Source organism: Pantoea sp. X-Soil-MYKO-1289, assembly GCF_059730625.1.
Genome location: NZ_AP036005.1, coordinates 105,899 through 125,131 on the forward strand (window position 1 = coordinate 105,899; position 19,233 = coordinate 125,131).

The 19,233-nt window shown below is 56.2% G+C and carries 17 protein-coding genes and 1 pseudogene; 10 read left to right on the plus strand and 8 right to left on the minus strand.

Translation table 11 applies throughout. The features are described 5' to 3' along the window. Positions 1-48 precede the first annotated feature (48 nt). From AC6I7Z_RS19890 to ftrA, 3 genes are all read right to left on the minus strand, one after another. Positions 49-1,164, minus strand: a complete 1,116-nt coding sequence (locus AC6I7Z_RS19890) for a mechanosensitive ion channel family protein (RefSeq protein WP_497815556.1) — start codon at positions 1,162-1,164, stop codon at positions 49-51. Positions 1,165-1,718: 554 nt separating this feature from the next. Then, a complete protein-coding gene (locus AC6I7Z_RS19895; protein WP_497815557.1) occupies positions 1,719-2,237 on the minus strand; it encodes a DUF2569 domain-containing protein in 519 nt (172 codons plus the stop codon). A gap of 133 nt (positions 2,238-2,370) precedes the next feature. Next, complete coding sequence (ftrA, locus tag AC6I7Z_RS19900) at positions 2,371-3,363, minus strand: transcriptional regulator FtrA (RefSeq protein ID WP_497815558.1); 993 nt, start codon at positions 3,361-3,363, stop codon at positions 2,371-2,373. 95 nt (positions 3,364-3,458) lie between these two features. On the opposite strand from ftrA, the gene AC6I7Z_RS19905 reads away from it, so the two are divergent. The 4 genes from AC6I7Z_RS19905 (at position 3,459) to AC6I7Z_RS19920 (ending at position 7,318) form a co-directional block, all read left to right on the plus strand. Further along, positions 3,459-3,893, plus strand: a complete 435-nt coding sequence (locus tag AC6I7Z_RS19905; protein WP_497815904.1) for a rhodanese-like domain-containing protein — start codon at positions 3,459-3,461, stop codon at positions 3,891-3,893. A 143-nt stretch (positions 3,894-4,036) separates the two neighbouring features. After that, complete coding sequence (locus AC6I7Z_RS19910; protein WP_497815559.1) at positions 4,037-5,311, plus strand: nucleoside permease; 1,275 nt, start codon at positions 4,037-4,039, stop codon at positions 5,309-5,311. Positions 5,312-5,322: 11 nt separating this feature from the next. Then, the gene (locus AC6I7Z_RS19915) at positions 5,323-6,351 is read left to right on the plus strand and encodes an ADP-ribosylglycohydrolase family protein (protein ID WP_497815560.1); all 1,029 of its coding nucleotides are present in this window, start codon (positions 5,323-5,325) and stop codon (positions 6,349-6,351) included. After that, complete coding sequence (locus AC6I7Z_RS19920) at positions 6,338-7,318, plus strand: PfkB family carbohydrate kinase (RefSeq protein WP_497815561.1); 981 nt, start codon at positions 6,338-6,340, stop codon at positions 7,316-7,318. The genes AC6I7Z_RS19915 and AC6I7Z_RS19920 overlap by 14 nt, the downstream gene beginning before the upstream one ends. Here AC6I7Z_RS19920 and AC6I7Z_RS19925 read toward each other — a convergent pair. Then, positions 7,305-8,045 (minus strand): GntR family transcriptional regulator, encoded by a 741-nt coding sequence (locus AC6I7Z_RS19925; RefSeq protein WP_497815562.1) that lies wholly within the window; start codon positions 8,043-8,045, stop codon positions 7,305-7,307. The genes AC6I7Z_RS19920 and AC6I7Z_RS19925 overlap by 14 nt on opposite strands. Positions 8,046-8,308: 263 nt before the next feature. After that, entirely contained in the window at positions 8,309-9,721 is a 1,413-nt protein-coding gene (locus AC6I7Z_RS19930; protein WP_497815563.1) for a hypothetical protein, read from the minus strand. 133 nt (positions 9,722-9,854) lie between these two features. Between AC6I7Z_RS19930 and fetA the strand changes: the two genes are divergently transcribed. From fetA to AC6I7Z_RS19945, 3 genes are all read left to right on the plus strand, one after another. Continuing rightward, positions 9,855-10,523, plus strand: coding sequence for an iron efflux ABC transporter ATP-binding subunit FetA (gene fetA / locus AC6I7Z_RS19935; RefSeq protein ID WP_497815564.1), 669 nt, complete (start codon positions 9,855-9,857; stop codon positions 10,521-10,523). After that, complete coding sequence (gene fetB / locus AC6I7Z_RS19940) at positions 10,510-11,289, plus strand: iron efflux ABC transporter permease subunit FetB (protein ID WP_497815565.1); 780 nt, start codon at positions 10,510-10,512, stop codon at positions 11,287-11,289. Before fetA ends, fetB begins: the two co-directional genes overlap by 14 nt. Before the next feature lie 271 nt (positions 11,290-11,560). Further along, entirely contained in the window at positions 11,561-12,064 is a 504-nt protein-coding gene (locus tag AC6I7Z_RS19945) for a DUF1543 domain-containing protein (RefSeq protein ID WP_497815566.1), read from the plus strand. A 93-nt stretch (positions 12,065-12,157) separates the two neighbouring features. On the opposite strand, the gene AC6I7Z_RS19950 is transcribed toward AC6I7Z_RS19945, so the two are convergent. After that, positions 12,158-12,598 carry a TOBE domain-containing protein gene (locus AC6I7Z_RS19950; protein WP_497815567.1) on the minus strand — a complete coding sequence of 147 codons (441 nt, stop codon included), beginning with the start codon at positions 12,596-12,598 and terminating at the stop codon, positions 12,158-12,160. Between the two features lie 227 nt (positions 12,599-12,825). On the opposite strand from AC6I7Z_RS19950, the gene AC6I7Z_RS19955 reads away from it, so the two are divergent. Further along, positions 12,826-13,848 (plus strand): GlxA family transcriptional regulator, encoded by a 1,023-nt coding sequence (locus tag AC6I7Z_RS19955; RefSeq protein ID WP_497815568.1) that lies wholly within the window; start codon positions 12,826-12,828, stop codon positions 13,846-13,848. Between the two features lie 27 nt (positions 13,849-13,875). Here the strand turns inward: AC6I7Z_RS19955 and AC6I7Z_RS19960 are convergent, their stop codons facing one another. Then, positions 13,876-15,249 carry an MFS transporter gene (locus AC6I7Z_RS19960; protein ID WP_497815569.1) on the minus strand — a complete coding sequence of 458 codons (1,374 nt, stop codon included), beginning with the start codon at positions 15,247-15,249 and terminating at the stop codon, positions 13,876-13,878. A gap of 268 nt (positions 15,250-15,517) precedes the next feature. Next, a pseudogene (gene yddG / locus AC6I7Z_RS19965) lies at positions 15,518-16,430 on the minus strand (aromatic amino acid DMT transporter YddG). A gap of 384 nt (positions 16,431-16,814) precedes the next feature. Between yddG and AC6I7Z_RS19970 the strand changes: the two are divergent. Together AC6I7Z_RS19970 and AC6I7Z_RS19975 are read left to right on the plus strand one after the other, a co-directional pair. Further along, positions 16,815-17,714: a dihydrodipicolinate synthase family protein gene (locus AC6I7Z_RS19970; protein ID WP_497815905.1), complete on the plus strand. Its 900-nt coding sequence runs from the start codon at positions 16,815-16,817 to the stop codon at positions 17,712-17,714. 9 nt (positions 17,715-17,723) lie between these two features. Continuing rightward, positions 17,724-19,226 carry an aldehyde dehydrogenase gene (locus AC6I7Z_RS19975; protein ID WP_497815570.1) on the plus strand — a complete coding sequence of 501 codons (1,503 nt, stop codon included), beginning with the start codon at positions 17,724-17,726 and terminating at the stop codon, positions 19,224-19,226. The last annotated feature ends 7 nt before the right edge of the window (positions 19,227-19,233 follow it).

Here is a 19,233-nt window from a genome sequence, read left to right on the forward strand (position 1 = left end):
GGTCATATGCTGGCGGCTGCGCTGGGCAGCCGCTTCGTGCGCGTCAGCCTATGCCTTTATCCCCGCATCTTCAGAACGCTCTGTCGGGCCTGCTGGGTTATCCAGCGCGGGATCAGTCAGCGTCGCCCTCATGCGAGGGAGACTGTGCGGATAATTTTGTTGAACAAACTCAATCATCTTTTCCCGCACGTGGCAGCGAAGATCCCAGGCGGTCGGGGAGTTTTGCGCCGTCATCAGCAGTCGAATGGTCATGGTTTTGTCATCGGCATCGGTGACCTGAAGCACCTGAGTCTGCTGATCCCAGAGTCTGGTTTCGCTGAGGATTTTTTCAAATTGCTTACGCAGCGGCTCCAGCGGCATCGAGTAATCCAGGTAGAGAAAAACGGAACCTAAAATTTGCGCATTGGTCCGCGTCCAGTTCTGAAAGGGGTTTTCAGTGAAATAGGTAATAGGCAGCACCAGTCTGCGCAGATCCCAGAGACGAACGACCACGTAGGTCAGATTGATCTCTTCAATCCATCCCCACTCTTTTTCAACCACTACCGCGTCATCTATTTTAATCGGCTGAGTAAAGGCGATCTGGATGCCGGCAAAGAGGTTAACGAGCGACTTCTGCAGGGCGAAGCCGATGATTATGCCCGCTACCCCGGCCCCAGCGAGAATAGTGGTGCCGAATTTGCGCACGCCGGGAAAGCTGAGCAGAATAAGAGAAAGGCAGATGGAAACCAGCAGAACAATCGCCACCTTTTTCACATAGATAATCTGCGTGCGGATTTTACGGGCGCGCAGGTTGTTGGAAAGGTTGATGTCATAGCGGATAAAAAGCATATCCTGCGCGACGTTAATCAGGCGAATTAACACCGAGCACAATGACAATATAATAAATATATTGAGGGTGGTGGTGACAAACGAAAAGGATTCCGGGTGAATATTAATATAATTCACGCCGACATTAATCATGATCAACGGGATGAACAGAAACATCGAGCCGCGCAGATGTTTTTCAAGGGATTTGAACAGCTTCCTGTCGCGGCTCTGCCAGTAGCGAATAAATCTCAGCAGTAAAAATCGGGAGAGGAAACCCGCGGTTAACGAGCCGATGACGAGCAATACAGCAGGCACCCATGTTGGCATGTCAGATAACTCACCAGATAGTAAAGGCATTATTTTCCCTTATATTCAGCTGACAGCAAGGTTGTCAGATAAGTCGTAAAATTCAGTAACCGTTGTCATCTCGGTTATCTGCTGATGACAGAATTAACCCCCTTAGTTTATGAGAAAGTGAGTGACCTGCCTGGTTTAGCCTGTGAAAAATTGAAAAAGAGTATTGGATCGGAGAGGGGTGGCGTTCCATTCTACTGATATTAATAGATAATTTTCAATGCTCAGGACGTGTCGGTTTAATTTTGCGCCTTCTACAGGCAGGCCGCTCGACGGCGGCGCTTAACGTCAGTCGGCGGTCAGCGCCTGACTTTCGCACAGAAGAGGGTGAATTTCGTTCGTCACTATACTGGACGGGTTCCGCGTGGTCGTGCTCGCGGGCTCTGTTATTTAACTGGCCTCTCTCGTTTCATCCTATTTCCCAGAGATTTGTCAGTTATAAGGGACGCGAACGCGCTTAATGCTTTTTCAGCGTTAAATACAGATACAGGGCGAAAAGGTTAATAACGCAATATTGCCGCAGGCTGGAGTTGACGCTCTCAGCCTGCGCGCAATGGCTAGTGAATAAAGGTTTTTTTAACCCGCACCGAATAGTGGAAATAAGGGATCCAGATACAGGTGTGAAGGATATGTCTGAAAATCGGCATTATCTGCTCATAACCCAGCGAAACTTCCGGGAAAAGGTATTTCGTGCAGACGAGGTCAAGCAGCATGATCGCCACGCCAACGGCGAGCAAGAGCGTATAGGCCAGGGGTAATGCTCGCTTTTTACGTACGAAGAGAGAGGTTGTATAGATAATATAAAGCAGCGCGATAAAGTTAACGCCTGAGGCGATAAAAAAATAGCTCGATTGCGCGATCGGCGCGCGGCCTGCCGTAAAGAGCGCCGCCTTTAACGTGATTTGCAGCGAAGAGAAATAGCTGTAGCCTAAAACAAACAGGTTTAACAACGGCAGATATAAGAAGCCGCCAATTTTGCGAAACTGCTTCTCCTCACACTCGGCGCAATATTCCTGATACTGAGAGATTTCGTTATCGCACTTTATACATGTCCATTTGAATGGGGCGTCGGTCATTATTCATCCTTGTTGTTATTCCGCTCTTACGGTCACCGATCGTATCAGAGCGGATAAAAGTCGTGTAGATCGCTATCGGCCAACCGAGGAGCATTCTTTAGCGTTTTTTATGCCCATTCTGGACGTCGGAGCGTTAGCACGCGTCCACAGCGCTCGTTATTTCACGACGCATTCCGCCAAAGGTCTTGCGATAGGATGAGAGTGAGATCCCGACCGACTTGCGAAATGCGGCGCGGAAGCTCTCCATCGAGGCAAATCCACAGCGCGTCATGATTTGCTCGTTAGCGAGCTGGTTATTTTCCAGCAGCTCGCGCGCCAGATTCATTCTCGCCTGCAGCAGCCAGGCTTTGGGCGTGGTGCCCAACGCCTCCCTGAATCGTCTCAGGAAGGTTCGCTCTGACATCAGCGCCTGCTGCGCCATCTCGCCGACCGACAAAGGGCAGTGCAAATGCTGTAGCACCCAGTCCAGCACCGGCGCAATCTCATCGCGCGGCTTCTGCGCGACAGGAGAGGGGATAAACTGAATTTGCCCGCCGGCGCGCTGCGGCGCCATCACCAAACGTCTTGCTACGATATTGGCGATATGGGTGCCGTAATCCCGGCTAATCAGATGCAGGCAGGCATCGATGCCCGCCGCGCTGCCCGCCGAGGTGATGATTTGCCCGCTGTCGACATACAGCACGTTCGGGTCAACGTCGATATCGGGATAGCGCGCTGCCAGCTCGTCGGTATAGCGCCAGTGGGTGGTGGCACGCTTGCCGTTCAACAAGCCAGCCGCAGCGATAACAAAGACGCCCGAACAGATAGACAGCAGGCGCGCCCCGCGCTGATAAGCCTCGCACAAGGCGTCCAGTAACGCCTGCGGCGGCCTTTCATCGCGATTACGCCAGCCGGGAATAATAATGGTCTGCGCCTCGCTGAGCGACGCAATGCCAAAACTCGATACGATCTGAATCCCTTCTGCAACCTGCATCGGCGAGGCGTCGACCGAGACGATGCGGTGACGATACCAGGGGAAATCGAATTCAGGTCGCGGCAGGCCAAATATCTCCACCGCAATGCCGAACTCAAAGGTACAGAGTCCGTCATAGGCCAGAACGGCCACTAAACCCGCTTGATTCATCATTGGCGGAAAACTACCGGTTATTGTCAGAACCGCCACTTTATCAGCCTGAGGGTGCCTCATACAATCAACCCACCTTCAGACAGGAGAGAGAAATGATGACCAGTTTAATCAGCGAAATCGCGCCAGCCACCCCTGCGGAATCTTTGCAGCATTTTAGCCGTCGCTTAGCTTTTGAGACCGACTGTTCCGATGTTCACCACAGCCAGAAAACAGGCGATATCGACTATGTGCTGGTCGATGTCAGAAGCAACGAAGCCTTTTTAAAAGCGCACGTGCCGGGCGCGATCAATATCCCGACGCGCGCCATCACTGAAGCGCGCATGGCCGAATATGCGCGCGACACGCTGTTTGTGGTCTATTGCGCCGGCCCGCACTGCAACGGCGTCCATCGCGCCGCTGTCCGTCTGGCGCGCCTCGGATTCTATGTTAAAGAGATGATTGGCGGCATGACCGGCTGGGTTGACGAAGGGCTTGCGCTGCAGCCGGAAAACGGCGCCGCTCCCGTTGACGGCTTCTCCTGCGAATGCTGAATCGGACCGCCTTTTCCGTTTCCCAACCGGAAAGGGCGGCTGCAAAAATGTTGTGGGGTAGCTCAAGCTTTCCGCTAAAGGTATTATAAAGGTATTGTCATTGGTGTTAGGTTGCCTCTACCAACACCGGGGAGTCCTTTCCAATGAAAACAACAATACCAAAACTGGCTTTTATGATGTTCCTTGAGTGGTTCATATGGGGCGCATGGTTTGTGCCGCTGTGGGCCTTTCTCAGCAAAAACGGCTTTTCACCGGTTGAGATCGCCTGGTGCTACGCCTGTACTTCCATTGCAGCCATTCTGTCGCCGATCCTGGTGGGATCGCTGGCGGATCGCTTTTTTCAGGCGCAAAAGGTGCTGTCGCTGCTGACCATCGTCGGCGCGCTACTGATGTTTTTCGCCGCTCAGCAAACTCACTTCAGCGGCTTCTTTCCGCTGCTGCTGCTCTATGCGCTCACCTATATGCCGACCATCGCCCTGACCAACAGCATCGCTTTTTCCCACGTTGGGGATGTCGAGCGCGACTATCCGCGCATCCGCGTAATGGGCACGATCGGCTGGATCGCCTCCGGCATCGCCTGCGGTTTTCTGCCGCCGCTGTTCGGCTTCGGCGATATCTCCGCCAGCAATGTTCCGCTGCTGATCACCGCCGCCAGCTCGCTGCTGCTCGGCCTGTTCGCGCTGACGCTGCCCGCCACCGAACCGAAAAGCACGGCGAAATTTAGCCTGCGCGTCGCGCTGGGGCTGGATGCGCTGCACCTGCTGAAAGATCGCAGCTTCCTGGTGTTTTTTGTCTGCTCCTTTCTGTTCAGCATGCCGCTGGCGTTCTACTACATCTTCGCCGAAGGCTACCTGACCGAAGTCGGTCTGCCGCACGCCACGGGCTGGATGACGCTTGGCCAGGTGTCGGAGATTTTCTTCCTGCTGGCGCTGCCCTTTTTTATCAAACGCTTCGGCATCGGCAAGGTTCTTCTGCTGGGCCTGACGACGGCGGCGCTGCGCTACCTGTTCTTTATCTTCGGCAGCGATCAGAACCTCCTGACCTTCGGCCTGCTGTTTATGGGCATTTTGCTGCACGGCGTCAGCTATGACTTCTACTTCATCACCGCCTATATCTATGTCGATAAAAAAGCGCCGGTAGCGATGCGCAACGCGGCGCAGGGGCTGATTACGCTGGCGTGCCAGGGGGTCGGCAGCCTGCTGGGCTATCGACTCGGCGGCTATCTGATGCAGGAGATGTTTGCCTGGGATCAGCCGCGCAACGGCCAGACCTTTAACTGGGCAGGCATGTGGCTGTTCGGCAGCGTGATGATCGTCATCATCACCGTCGCCTTTATCGTGCTGTTCCGCGACGGCAAAAAGCGCAGCGACGAATTAACCACTTTTGACCACTCAGCCACCGCTGACAGCCATAAATAAGAGATGTAAATATGACAATAACAGACCAGGAAAAACGGATTTTAGGCGCGTTTTACGGCCAGGCGCTGGGCGATGCGATGGGCATGCCGTCGGAGCTGTGGCCGCGCAGCCGCGTGAAGCAGCACTTTGGCTGGATCGATCGCTTTCTGCCGGGGCCTGCCGAGAACAGCGCCGCCTGCTATTTTGGCCGCGCGGCGTTCACTGACGATACCTCGATGGCGCTGGCGCTGGCGGATGCGATTATCAGCCATGACGGCGAAATCCATGCCGAAACCATCGGCGCCAATATTCTACGCTGGGCTGAAGCCTTCGACGCCTTTAATAAGAACGTCCTTGGGCCGACCTCGAAAATCGCGCTGAACGCGCTGAAAAACGGCACGCCGGTGGCGCAGCTGGAGAACAACGGCATGACTAACGGCGCCGCTATGCGCGTCTCGCCGCTGGGCTGCCTGCTGCCCGCGCGCCATCTCAGCGCCTTTATCGACGCCGTCGCGCTGGCGTCGAGCCCGACGCATAAGTCGGATGTGGCGATCGCTGGCGCCACGGCCATCGCCTGGGCGATTTCGCGCGCCATCGACGGCGGCGACTGGGCGACGATTCGCGACGAACTGCCGGCCATCGCCCGCGCGGCGCAGGAAAAACGCATCACCACCTTTAGCGCGTCGATGGCGGCGCGAATCGAGCTGGCGCTGCAGGTTGTCTCCCAGAGCCGAGGCGTGGAATCCGCCATGCAGCAGATCTACGATGTGGTGGGCACCGGCACCAGCACCATAGAATCCGTGCCCGCGGCCATCGCCATGGTCGAGCTGGCGCAAACCAACCCGAACCGCTGCGCGATCCTGTGCGCCAACCTGGGCGGCGACACCGACACCATCGGCGCGATGGCGGTGGCGATTTGCGGCGCGCTGCACGGCATCGACGCGATCGACGAGACGCTGAAGGCCGAGCTGGACGCCGCCAACGCGCTCGATTTCACCCGCTACAGTCGCGCTTTCCTGCGCTTCCGCCAGCAGCGCGAGGCCGCCTGTGCTGACGCCTGAGGATCTTTCGCGGCTGGAGGGGCGGCTGCCGGTGTGCGTCATCGGCGCGGCGGTGGTGGATGTGATTGCCGATGCCTACACGCTGCCGCATCGCGGCAGCGATATCGAACTGCATCAGCAGGGCGTCAACGTTGGCGGCTGCGCCCTCAACGTGGCGATTGCGCTGCATCGCCTCGGTATTCCGGCCATTAACGCGCTGCCGCTTGGCAACGGCATCTGGGCCAGCATCGTGCGGCAGAAACTCGCTGACTACGGCATTCACAGCGTGCTGGAGAGCGCAAACGGGGATAACGGCTGGTGCCTGGCGCTGGTGGAGCCGGACGGCGAACGCACCTTTTTATCGGTAAGCGGCGTGGAGAACCTGTGGGATGCGGCGCTGCTGAGCACGCTGCCGCAGCCTGAGCAGCGCTGGATTTATCTTTCCGGCTATCAGCTCACCAGCAAAAGCGGCGAGGTGCTGATCGACTGGCTGGAGCGGCAGGCGCGGCCCTTCCAGCTGCTGATCGATTTTGGCCCGCGGCTGGCGGATATCGGCGAAGCGCATTTTGACCGCATTATGGCGCTGCGGCCGCTGATTACCGTCAACCGCCAGGAGGCCGAGCTGCTATGGCGCGAGCGTTTGTCTCTCTCGGATCCTTTCGATCCGCAGCAGCTGATGGCGCGCTGGCGGCAGCGTTTTAGCGGCGCGATGGTGGTGCGGCTGGATAGCGAAGGGGCGGGCTTTATCGACGACGCCGGAACGGGCTGGATCCCGGCGCTGGCGACCCAGGTCGTCGATACTATCGGCGCCGGCGACAGCCACGCCGGCGGGCTGTTAGCGGGACTGGCGTCCGGCTGGTCGCTGGCGGAGAGCGTAGCGCTGGGCAATGCGGTCGCCTCGTACGTGGTCTCACGGCGCGGCGGCGACTGCGCGCCGGATCGCACGGCGCTGCGCGCTTACTGGCAGCAGCGCCTTACTCCGCGATAAATACGTACATATCGCTGCGGCAGTAGCTGATGCTGTACTCCAGCGGGTTGCCCTGCGCGTCGAGCGTCAGCTGCTTAATGACCAGCACGGGCACGCTGGCGGGCAGGGCGATTTGCTGTTGCAGCGCCTCGTCCGGCATGCGTGCGCTCACTCTGCTCTGCGACGTTACCGGCAAAATCTGCTGCTGGTAAAAGTAGTCATAGAGCGAAATGCCAATCTTGTCGGGGTCGGCGATATAGCGCGCCGGCACCCACGACTCTTCCACGGACACCGCCTGCTGATCGACATAGCGAATACGCTTCAGCAGATAAACGTCGCTGCCGGTGCTCAGCTCCAGTTTTTCCGCGATGTCGGCGCTGCACGCGATCTTACTTTTGTTGATCCAGACGGTATCGGGCTTTTTGCCGCGCAATACCGCCTGCTGCGACAGGCCTTTAGGCTCTTTCAGGGAGTATTCAAACTGGCTGCAAATCTGCGTGCCGTAACCGCGCGAACGATGCACCACGCCCTCTTTTTCCAGCTCATCCATCGCCTTACGCACGGTGATCCGCGAAATGCTCAGCGACTGGCTGAACTCCCGTTCGCCCGGCAGGATCTCTTCATGCACCAGAATGCCGTCGCGCACCGCCTCTTTAACCGTGCTGGCGAAGCGTTTGTACAGCGGCGTGCGGCTCTCTTGGGCCAGCGTGGCGGTAAGCCGCGAAAATAGCGCGTCGTGATCGGTCATAACAGGCTGGGCACTCATTTCAGTAAGCGGCGGAAGGGCTATGATACTGAATTTTCGGCAGCAGCGAAGCGCCATCGTCGGTAAAAGAGATTTTGTCTGGCTTGAACCAACCCGCTCGAAAGGGGCCAGGCTTATAACCTGTGACACTCAGACTACACAAGGGGGCGCGATGTCAGGTTGCCGTATGAAAGAGCCGTCGAGAGGAGGCTTTAGTCGGCTGATTACGCAGACTCACCGGTTAAAGCAGTGAGCCTGCTGGTTTATCAACGCGTCACGCTAACATCTTGTAGCGTCACGGGGCTTTCAGGTTTATCACCTACCTGCATAGCGACCGGAACGAAAATGTTAAGGTCTTGCAGCCAGGCGAGTTTGTCATGGCTTCCCGCCTGGCCTTCGTTAGTTTCATGACACTCAACTAACAGATATTTGCCGCTAAACTGAGGGGAAATGTTACCTGCATCTCCCTCGCCCGTAACGTTGCAACTTAACGCTGAAGCCGTCACTTTCTTGTCGGAATCGATATCGTCCCACTGCGCCTGGTATCGCTGACCAGCCACCAGCGGAAAACGCAGATCCGTCTGCAACTTATTAAGCAGCGAGGCGCCACTACTGATCGACATGGTGAACTTCAGCTGTAGCTGGTTAGCCAGCGTTAAGCGTTGCACCGTCCAGATGCCATAGTCTTCCAGCTTGCGTATATAGCCATCCCTTTGTGCATCCAGCTGGACTTTGATCTTACCTTGCGCGCTGACTTGCGTATAACGAACCTGCTTAAAGCGCGGCAGGGCCCAGGGTTTAATCAGTAACTGCGCCTGCTGCTCAATTGGCGCTGAAAGGGGGAATTCATTCAGCCACTGCGGGTTATTATTACTCAGGTCGGGCAGGGATGGCCCCATGAGCTTCGATTCGGGCTTATAGGCGGCGGGGACAAAATGCCCTTTGGCGGTGAAGGCTTGTCCTGCTGGCAACTGACAAAGCTGCTCGAAGCGTTGCGTCTTTTGCGCGTCAATTTTGAAATCATTCTTGCGGCGCACAAGATCCGCGGTAATAAGCGAGTCCGTAACGCGGCCTTCGCTGTCAATGTTCATTAAGGCGACAACGGCTCCCTGATGCGTTGTACAGTTATACAGGTAATGCTCAATCTTTAATCCAAGCGGCGCGTCATACGGCGGTTCCCAGATAATATCCGCAAAGTCATATCCCATACGTACCGATAAAATATCGTCAATACGTTTGATGCTGCTAACATCGACCAAATCGGTTATGCCGACTGTATCTGTTGCGGATAATCTTTCCCAGCGAGCCTCTTTTATCGGTAACTGACAAACCATGCTGATATCCTCAGCCGTCATCTGCCTGTCATCCTGTGCCGGCGCGTAACGAAGGTAGCTGTTTCCGTAAAAGCGAGTCTGAGTCAACCCTTTATCATTCAGCCAGTCTTTATACAGAAGCTGTGCTTTGCCCTGTTTACAATCCACGGATCGCCACTCCTGAACGGTTTTTCCGTTATTGAGGTTTAGCGACACCATGTAATTCACACGATCGTGGATTCTGGTTATATAAAAGGGAGGAATGTTACCCCCTGTCGATACCGGCTTATCAACAGCCTGAGCGAAAGAAAACGGCAGCAGCGACAGAAAAAAAAGGGAGCGCATTAAAGGGCGTATGCTGTACATCTATGTTCCTTCATATCGAGTAAGAAATGTGGGTATCGGCATCAGGACGTTGATTGTTAGTCTTACTTGATATGCAAAGCCCTGTCTGAGGTAAGCTATTCTTTCCCCTCTTTTAAGAACCTGAATGGTAACTATGAACAATGTTTTGCCCCTGCTTGACGTGCAAAACGTGGCTTTTTCCGTTGGTGAACGTCAGCTACTGCAACCCGTATCTGTGCAATTACATCAGGGCGACGCCCTGTTGCTGACCGGCCCCTCTGGAAGCGGAAAAAGCACACTTTTGAAAATTCTCGCTTCGCTCGTCACCCCAACTGCCGGACATATCCGTTTCAAAAACCGTGATATCACGACGCTCTCGCCAGAGACGTATCGTCAGCAGGTTTCTTACTGCTTTCAGACCCCGCAGCTGTTTGGTGAGACGGTATATGAAAACCTTGCGTTGCCCTGGCAGATTCGCCGGCAAAAACCCCAGCGTGACAAACTGGTTGCTGGGCTGGAGAGCGTCAATCTCTCTGCGGATATGCTGAATAAGCCTGTAGAACAGCTTTCCGGCGGAGAGAAGCAGCGTGTCGGACTGCTGCGTAATTTGCAGTTTATGCCTGAGGTGCTGTTACTGGATGAGGTCACCAGCGCCCTCGATGAAGAGAATCGGCTGGCCGTGCTTTCATTGATTAACCGCATCTCAGCCGAAGAGAGGGTGGCCGTGGTGCGGATCAGTCATGATGTAAACGATATTCAGCAGGCTGAGCATCTGCTTCGCCTTGAGCCGCCAAAACAGGAGAACGATCGTGAATCAGCATGATATCAGTGACGCTTCGCTATTACTGTCGCTGACTCTGGTCATGATAGCGCTGCTTATCAGCCAGAAAGAAAAGCTCGGTATGGGCAAGGATATTCTCTGGAGCGTTTGTCGGGCGATTATTCAGCTGGTTATCGTCGGCTTTGTGCTGAAGTCGATTTTTGATGTCAATAACAGCTGGCTGACGGTGCTGATGGTGCTGTTTATCTGCGTCAATGCCGCGATCAACGCCCGTAAACGCGGTCGAAATATCGATAACGTCTTTGGGATATCCTTTGTCGCTATTTTTAGCGGCACCGTTATCACGCTTACGATTCTGGTATTAAGCGGCGCGATAGCCTTTGTGCCGATGCAGGTCATTCCCATCTCAGGCATGATCGCGGGGAACGCCATGGTCGCGGTAGGGCTGTGTTACAGCAATCTGAACCAGCGCTTCAGCGACAATCGCCAGAAAATAATGGAGATGCTGAGCCTTGGCGCGTCGGTGAAAACCTCATCGCGCCGCATCATTGCTGACAGCATTCGTACAGCCATGATCCCGACAGTGGATGCGGCCAAAACCGTTGGGCTGGTCAGTTTGCCGGGTATGATGTCCGGGCTGATTTTCGCGGGAATCGATCCGCTAAAAGCGATTAAATATCAGATTATGGTGACATTTATGCTTATAGGGACCGCCAGCCTCTCAACCATCATCGCGGTCTACTTATCCTATCGACGATTTTATAATGCCAGGTCACAGCTAAAAATGTCCGATAAACAGGGGGATTAGCCCGATCGTCACGCCCCGGTGCGTTCATATTTTCCCTGTTCCGGTAGAGGGTCACGCCTTTTTTCCTTCGCTCATTGCTGTCATGCACAGCTTTATTATCAGGACGCACGCTCTGTCCTGAAAATAAAGCGTCAGGCGCCGAAGCGACATGGCGAGCGTAGTGGCCTGCTCTCCTCTCTGTTACTGTTTGCCGTTTCGTTATATGGTATAGTATATAACGGCGGCGAGGTGTTTATCCGCTGTGTCTGACGCGCAGTAAAAGGAGAAAAGCGTGAATTTGTTTATGTTCTATATTGGCGGCAACGCTGGCCGATCCAACATTGAAGTCCATGATGTTCAGTTTGTCGCGGCAGAACGTCCAGAGGACGCCTGGCCGGCGCTGCGTAAAGTCTGGTTTGGTGATGCGGATAAGTTACACATTGATGGCTATGCGCGCATTACCTGGGCTGACGGATATGCTGTGACTCTGGCAGATACGCCGCCTGAAAATAGCAAACGGCTGTGGTTCGTCAACGCCGGCGCCTACCATCCTTCCTCGTTGGCGGAACTGCACGCCTTTGACCTATTTGTGGCGGAAGCGAGCAAAGAGGCTAAAAAGAAAGGTCTGGCAACGCTGCTCAACGGCGCGCTCCATCAGCATAAAGATAACCTCAAAGATGTGGATGACTGCATTTTGCTGGAAAAGATTGGCGACAAATATATTCATCTCACCCCATCTGAAGAGGGAGAGCCTTTTCGACCGGAATGGCAAGGATACCAGCCTATTGGCCTGTAAAGGATCGCGGCTCATCCCAGCGCAAGCCATGCCTCTTTGAAACTGACAAAGCAGCCTGTTCAGGCATGCCGCTCAAAGCCGGCGGCGTCCTGTTCAGACAGGATCAGGCTGTTTTACCGCAAGCAATACAGACGACGCTTTAATCAGAGCGATAACCCTTTTTCCCTCGCTGATATCCATCTCTGCCATGCTTTCGTTTGTGATTACGGCAGTGAGATTCGACCCTTCATCGGTCAAAATATGAACGCTTGCGTTTACCGCCCCCTTTTCAAGCGCGGCGACCTTGCCAGCATACTGATTTCGGGCTGAAAACAGCATGCCATTATCCTCCGTTGCAAGGATAATCCACGGCGCTTTGACCAGCGCTGTCACCGCTTTCCCATTCTCCAGACCGAGCCTGATCCGACTGTTACTGGTCACTACAGCGACGAGAAGGCCCCCTTTATCAAGAGAAATTTCAATTTCATCGTTAACGGAGCCGGGATAAATTGCAGAAACTGTTCCGTGCAGCTGATTTCGCGCAGAAACTGACATGACATTCTCCTTTATGCAGGAAGATAATAATCCCGGAAAGTGTATACGAAAACGGGCGTCATCATGGCTGTTGATAGCGCCAGCCAGACAGATAGCAGGTTACGAGCGCAAAGCGAACAGAAAGCAGACTGGCGTCAGAAATTTGCAACTATGAATATCGTGACGCGACAAACAGAGTATTTCTTCTCGCCCTAAAAAATGGGGCAAAGGGCTGGAGTTTCTTAGGTATGCAACAGCAGACAAAATCTGACATCGGTATACAGCCGAAACCCGATCTCACGGTTGGTTTTCTACTGATGAACCGCTTTACGCTGGCGTCCGTCGCGGGCATGGTGGAGTCGCTGCGCTTCGCGGCGGATGAATCCTTTTTCAGCCGACAAATCTTCTGTCGCTGGGAATGGATGACCTGCGACAATCAGCCGGTTACCGCCAGCTGCGGCTTGCCGGTTATGCCGACCGCCGAACTCGATTTCGCCCGCAGCTGGGACTATTTCGTAGTGGCGGGAGGTCTGCTGGAGGAGACGCGCCAGCCGCCGTCATGGCTGTTACAGGCATTGTGCGAACTGCACGCACGCGGCGTGCGTATCATCACGCTTTGCAGCGGCGCATTTGTAGCGGGCAACGCCGGCCTGCTGGACGGCCGCCAGTGCGCCATCCATTTCACCACCCGCGACGAGTTCCGCCTGCGTTTTCCCAGAGCCATTCCGGTTATCGACAAAACCTACATCAAAGATGGCGGCATCATTACCTGTCCTGGCGGCACCGCCATCGATCTGGCGGCGGATATTATTCGCCAGCACTGCGGACTGGTGCGCTCGCAGAAAGTGCTTAAATATTTGCTCGTGGAAGAGCCTGCCGCGCCGGTTAAAAAACCGCAGCGCAGCGTCAACGAGCCAGACGTCTATGAGAACGAGCTGGTGAGTAAAGTGATTGAGTTGATGAAGCACCATCTCGACTCGCCTGTGCCGCTGTCGGACGTCGCGCAATTCGCTGGGGTAACGTTCCGCCAGCTCAACCTTATTTTCGCCAAATGTACCGGCTACTCCGCTGCAGTCTACTGGCGGCGCATGCGGCTGGAGCAGGCGCGTAAGCTGATGGCGGATTCCAGCAACAGCCTGAATGCTATCGCCCTGGCCACCGGTTTCGCCGATGCGTCTCATCTGATCGCCTGGTTTCGTAAACAGTATGGCGAAACGCCGAGTTCGTTCCGTAAGCGCCGACGCGACGTTGAACGACTGATTAAAGAGTAAGCCGGGGCAGCATCCGCCCCGGTGGTGTTACCAGGAGCTGCGCTTCGAAAGATTGCCGCTCACTTTGGGCTGTGGCGCGTCCAGCGACGCCGCGTCTTCCAGGCTGCGCGCCGCCGTTTCCGGCGCCAGGAACCAGGAAACCAGCAGGCCGAAAAAGGTAATGCCCGCCGCGATATACATGGTGTAGCCGATGCCGATAGTCTGTAGCGATATCGGGACCAGCCAGGTGCCGACAGCGGCGCCTACCCGCGACATCGAGGTGCCGACTCCGACCGCGGCCGCACGGATTTCCGTCGGGAAAATCTCGTTTGGATAAACCAGCTGCAGCACCTGCGCGCCGCCGATAAACAGGGCGTAGGCGCCAAACATCAGCAGGATCACCATCGACGGCCCGTCGCGCAGCAGTCCCAGCAGCAGCAGCGCCAGACCTGACCAGAGGAAGCTGTGCAGCAGCAGTTTGCGGCGCCCCAGCGAATTCACCAGTCGGGTGGCGATAATGCAGCCGACGACAAACAGCAGCGTAATGGCGATCGAGCCGTATGAGGCCCAGTTGCCGCTAAGGTGCAGCGCCTCCAGCACGCGCGGCGCAAAGGCGTAGACGGCGAACACCGGGATCACCGAGCAGGTCCAGAATATGGTGACGAAGGCCATACGCTTGCCGTAACCCGAATGCAGCAGGCTGCTAAACGACAGGTGCTGGCATTCCGCCTGCTGCGGCAGATTCCTGAGCCCGAAGTCGCGGCCATAGACGCGCTTGATAATCGCCTCCGCCTCCTGTTCGCGCCCTTTGCTCATCAGCCAGCGCGGGGATTCCGGCGTGCCGAGGCGCACCAGAAACAGCAGCGCGCCGATCACCGCGGTGCTCGCCAGCGTCAGGCGCCAGGCGTCCGGCCCGCCAACATTGAGAATGGCCTCGCCGGTAAGATACGCCGCCGCCGCGCCGGCAAACCAGAGAATGGTCAGCGTCGCCAGGCAGGGGCCGCGATAGCGTTTCGGCAAAAACTCGACCAGAAATGCAGTGGCGACCGGGTATTCAATACCTACCGCGACACCGTTGAGAAAGCGCAGGGCAAACAGCATTTCGCCGCTCTGCACCCAGTACTGCGCCAGCGAGCAGAGGATAAACAGCGTCGGACCGACGAAATAGAGCACGCGTCTGCCGAGCCGGTCGGTCAGCGCGCCGCCGATAAAGCCGCCGAAGAAGATGCCGATCAGGGCGGATGCGGCGATCAGCCCTTCCCAAAAGGCGCTCAGGCCGAGCGCGGGCGAAACCTTCGTCATGGCGATGCCGATAATGCTCAGCACGTAGCCATCAACGAATGAGCCGCCGCCGGAACGTACGGTAAGCAGACGATGGAAACGGCTAAGCGGTACATCTTCAACTGAAATGTGATTAGACATCACAGGCTCCTCTCTTTTCACCAACGTATTAACGGCGGGCCAACCTAAAAAAAGGCCGCAGGGTGTCAGCCCCGTTAAAAGCGTCAGGGGTAGGAATAAATATAAGAAGTGAGAACGTCAGATATATTATTCGGCTCTGCTCGTGCCGATGAGATAAATAGCTCAGGTCAGTAGCGTCATAGAATATTTCCTCCGGCGCAGGGTAAGCGGTCAGGTCTGTTTTTATGGTTATTTAAAAGAAGAGGGCGGCTGCCCTCCTGTGTGATTATTACGACGCTTCGCGCGTCACTTTCTTACTTTCCGGTGAGCGGGTTGACCACCAGCAGATCAGCGAACCCAGACTTACCATCGCCGTGCCTTGCCAGAACGCTATCGTCAGGTGCGAACTGAGGATAAAGGCTGCCAGCACGGAAGAGATAATCGGAATAAAATAGGAAGCGGCCGCCAGCAGGTTAACATTGCCGTGCAGGATGCCGGTATTCCAGGCGGCATAGCCGAAACCCATCGCCATCGCGGCAAGCGCCAGACTGACCAGCACCTGCGGCGAAACGGCAAAGGGTGGCTGCGGCGAGAGCAGGAATTTCACCCATAACGTCAGCGCGGTTAATATAAAAAACAGCGTAATGCCGTTACAGCCGTTGGCGATCTTTTTCGTTACCACGCAATATATCGCCCAGATAACCGCGCCGCTAAATGCCAGCCCGTAGCTCAGCGGATTATCCATAATATTGTTGCCGATTTCACTGACTGAAAACGCGTGGTCGCCGCCGAGCACGCGACATATTCCCGCCACGGCCAGCAGCACGCCGGGAATAATTAGCGGGCTGGTTTTTTGCCGGTTGACGATAACCGCCAGCACGATAGTCATGCTCGGCCAGAGATAGTTCACCATCCCGACCTCAATCGCCTGTCGACCGTTATGGGTAAAGCCGAGCGACAGCGACAGGCAGAGTTTCGTAAAGGACAAATAATATGCTGCCGACCACCAGGTAGCGTCGGGGAAAGGCGCGCAGGCGGGGAAAGCCGACGGTGAACAGCAGCAGTACCGCGCTGCAGCTATAGATCAGCGCGGCGCCGCCTACCGCGCCAAAACCCTCGCTCACGCTTTTAATCAGTCCAACTATCGCGCTCCACAGCACAATGGCGATCAGGCCAATGAGCGTCGCTTTCTTCTGGGTCATTACCCGCTTCCTCTATGTCAGCCAGGCCTGCTGTCGATCCAACAGCGGCTCCTGTTAAATTCAGGTTAAAACTAACAACAAACCTATGCCTCGTGACTGCGGCTGTAAATATGCTTCCGCGGGTCAGAATACGGGAATGTGATCGTTATCTGAATTCATTTAGAAAATTATTACCTGTTTAAAATTAATTTATTCTATTGAATTTAATACATAAAATAACGTTGCAATGTAAAAACATACTATCATGGCGTATTTCCTTTGTATTTTCTCTGTATGCAAAAAATCGTCACCAATTGACCTGCCTCTCAGGCCTATGCAAATTGTTAAACATCGCAACCCGTCAAGGTTGTATACGGACCTGAATGTATCCTGGAGGCTACTGTGTTGACATTTGAAGGCATTTATACCCCGGCTATTACCCCTTATGCCGCCGACGGCAGCATCGATTTTGCTGCTTTCGCCGACGTGCTGGAGTCGCTGATTGAAGCGCGCGTGCACGGCATTATCATTGGCGGCTCGACCGGCGAATACTATGCCCAGAGCGCCGAGGAGCGTCTGGCGCTGGTAGAGTCTGCGCGTAAGGTTATCGGTCAGCGTCTGCCGCTGATCGTCGGCACCGGCGCCATCCGCACCGAAGACGCGGTGACGTTCGCCACGCATGCGCGCGACCATAAAGCGGACGCCATTCTGGTCACCTCGCCACCCTACGCGCTGCCCACCGAACAGGAAAACGCCCATCACGCTCTGACTATCGACAAAGCCGCGCAGTTGCCGATTATGCTCTACAACTATCCGGGCCGAATGGGGATCAGCATGGGCGAAACCTATTTCCGCGAAGTGAGTCGCTCCGCCAACGTGGTAGCGATTAAAGAGAGTTCCGGCGATTTTAACAACCTGCATCTGCTGGCGTGCCAGTTCCCTCAGATTGCGCTCTCCTGCGGCTGGGACGATCAGGCGCTGGAGTTCTTCGCATGGGGCGCGCGCAGCTGGGTCTGCGCTGGCTCGAACTTTATCCCGCGCGAGCACGTGGCGCTGTATGAAGCCTGCGTGGTGGAAAAAGATTTCGCTAAGGGCCGTAAAATCATGGCGGCGCTGATGCCGCTGATGAATTTCCTCGACGGCGGCAAGTTTGTTCAGTCGATCAAGTACGGTTCAGAGCTGGCTGGCCTGAAGGCGGGCCCGGTACGCGCGCCGCTGCAGGCGCTGGAAGAAGAAGAGCAGGCGCAGCTTAAGGCGGTTATTGAGAGCGTGAAACGTAACGTGGCTGCGGTCACCGCATCCTGAGGAGTGGGCATGATTCATATAGCAACCCTGAGCGATGCCGAGCGTATCGCCGCCGCGCTCGCCCTGCCGAATAACGCTTTTATCAACGGGCGCTTCTGCGCGGCGGCGTCGGGCGAGACGCTGACCACCGTGAACCCGGCGACCGGCGAGACGCTGACGCAGATCGCCGCCTGCGATAGCCGCGACGTCAACGCCGCCGTTGCGGGGGCGCGCGCTGCTTTTGACGCGGGTAGCTGGAGTCAGGCGCATCCTGGCGAACGCAAAGCGGTGCTGCTAAAGCTGGCGGCGCTTATGGAACGCGAGCTGGACGCGCTGGCGGTGCTGGAGAGCCTCGACAGCGGCAAGCCGGTGAGCGAATGTCTGGCGGTAGACGTGCCGGAGACCATCCACGTGCTGAAGTGGCACGCAGAGGCGATCGATAAGCTATACGATCACAGCGCGCCGACCGGCAACGGCGCGCTGGCGCTGGTGGTGCGCGAACCGATTGGCGTCGTGGGCTGCGTGCTGCCGTGGAATTTCCCGCTGCTTATGCTTGCCTGGAAAATCGCGCCGGCGCTGGCGACCGGCTGCTCGGTGATTGTCAAACCCGCCGAGCAGACCTCGCTCACCGCCCTGCGCGTGGCGGCGCTCACCGTTGAAGCTGGGCTGCCGTCCGGCGTGCTGAATATTGTCACCGGCACCGGCAAGGCGGTCGGCGAGCCGATTGGCCTGCATGCGGACATTGATATGGTGAGCTTCACCGGCTCCACCGCCACCGGTCGGCGTTTCCTGCGCTATGCCGCAGACTCTAATCTGAAGAAGGTGGTGCTGGAGTGCGGCGGTAAAAACCCGGCGATTGTATTTGACGACGCTGACGATCTCGCCAGCGTGGCGGCAAACGTGCTGAACGGCGCCTTCTGGAATATGGGCGAGAACTGCTCGGCAACCTCACGTCTGCTGGTGCAGCAAGGGGTGAAAGCGCGACTGCTGGGGCTGATGGCCGAGCAGCTGGCGGAATGGCCGATGGGCAATCCGCTCGATCCGAAAAATCGGCTGGGCGCCATGGTCAGCGCCGAGCATTTCAGCAAGGTGAGCGGCTATCTGGAGACGGCGCGCAACGAGGGGCTGCGCATTCTTCATGGCGGCGGCACCGAGCAGGGCGCTTACGTGCAGCCAACCATTATCGACAACGTGACGCCAGAAAGCGTGCTGTTCCGCGAAGAGATCTTCGGGCCGATCCTGTGCGTGACGACGTTTAAAACCGAAGCGGAAGCGATCGCGCTGGCGAACGACACCGACTACGGCCTGGCGGGCTCGGTCTATACCGGCAGCCTCAATCGGGCGATCCGCGTGTCGCGCGCGGTGCGAGCCGGCACCGTCACGGTAAACTGCTTCGGCGAGGGCGACGCCACTACGCCGTTCGGCGGCTACAAGCAGTCCGGCTTCGGCGGCCGCGATAAATCGGTGTTCGCGCTCGATCAATATACCGAGCTGAAAACGCTATGGATTGACGTTCCGGCGCTGGACGCCTGAACCGGGT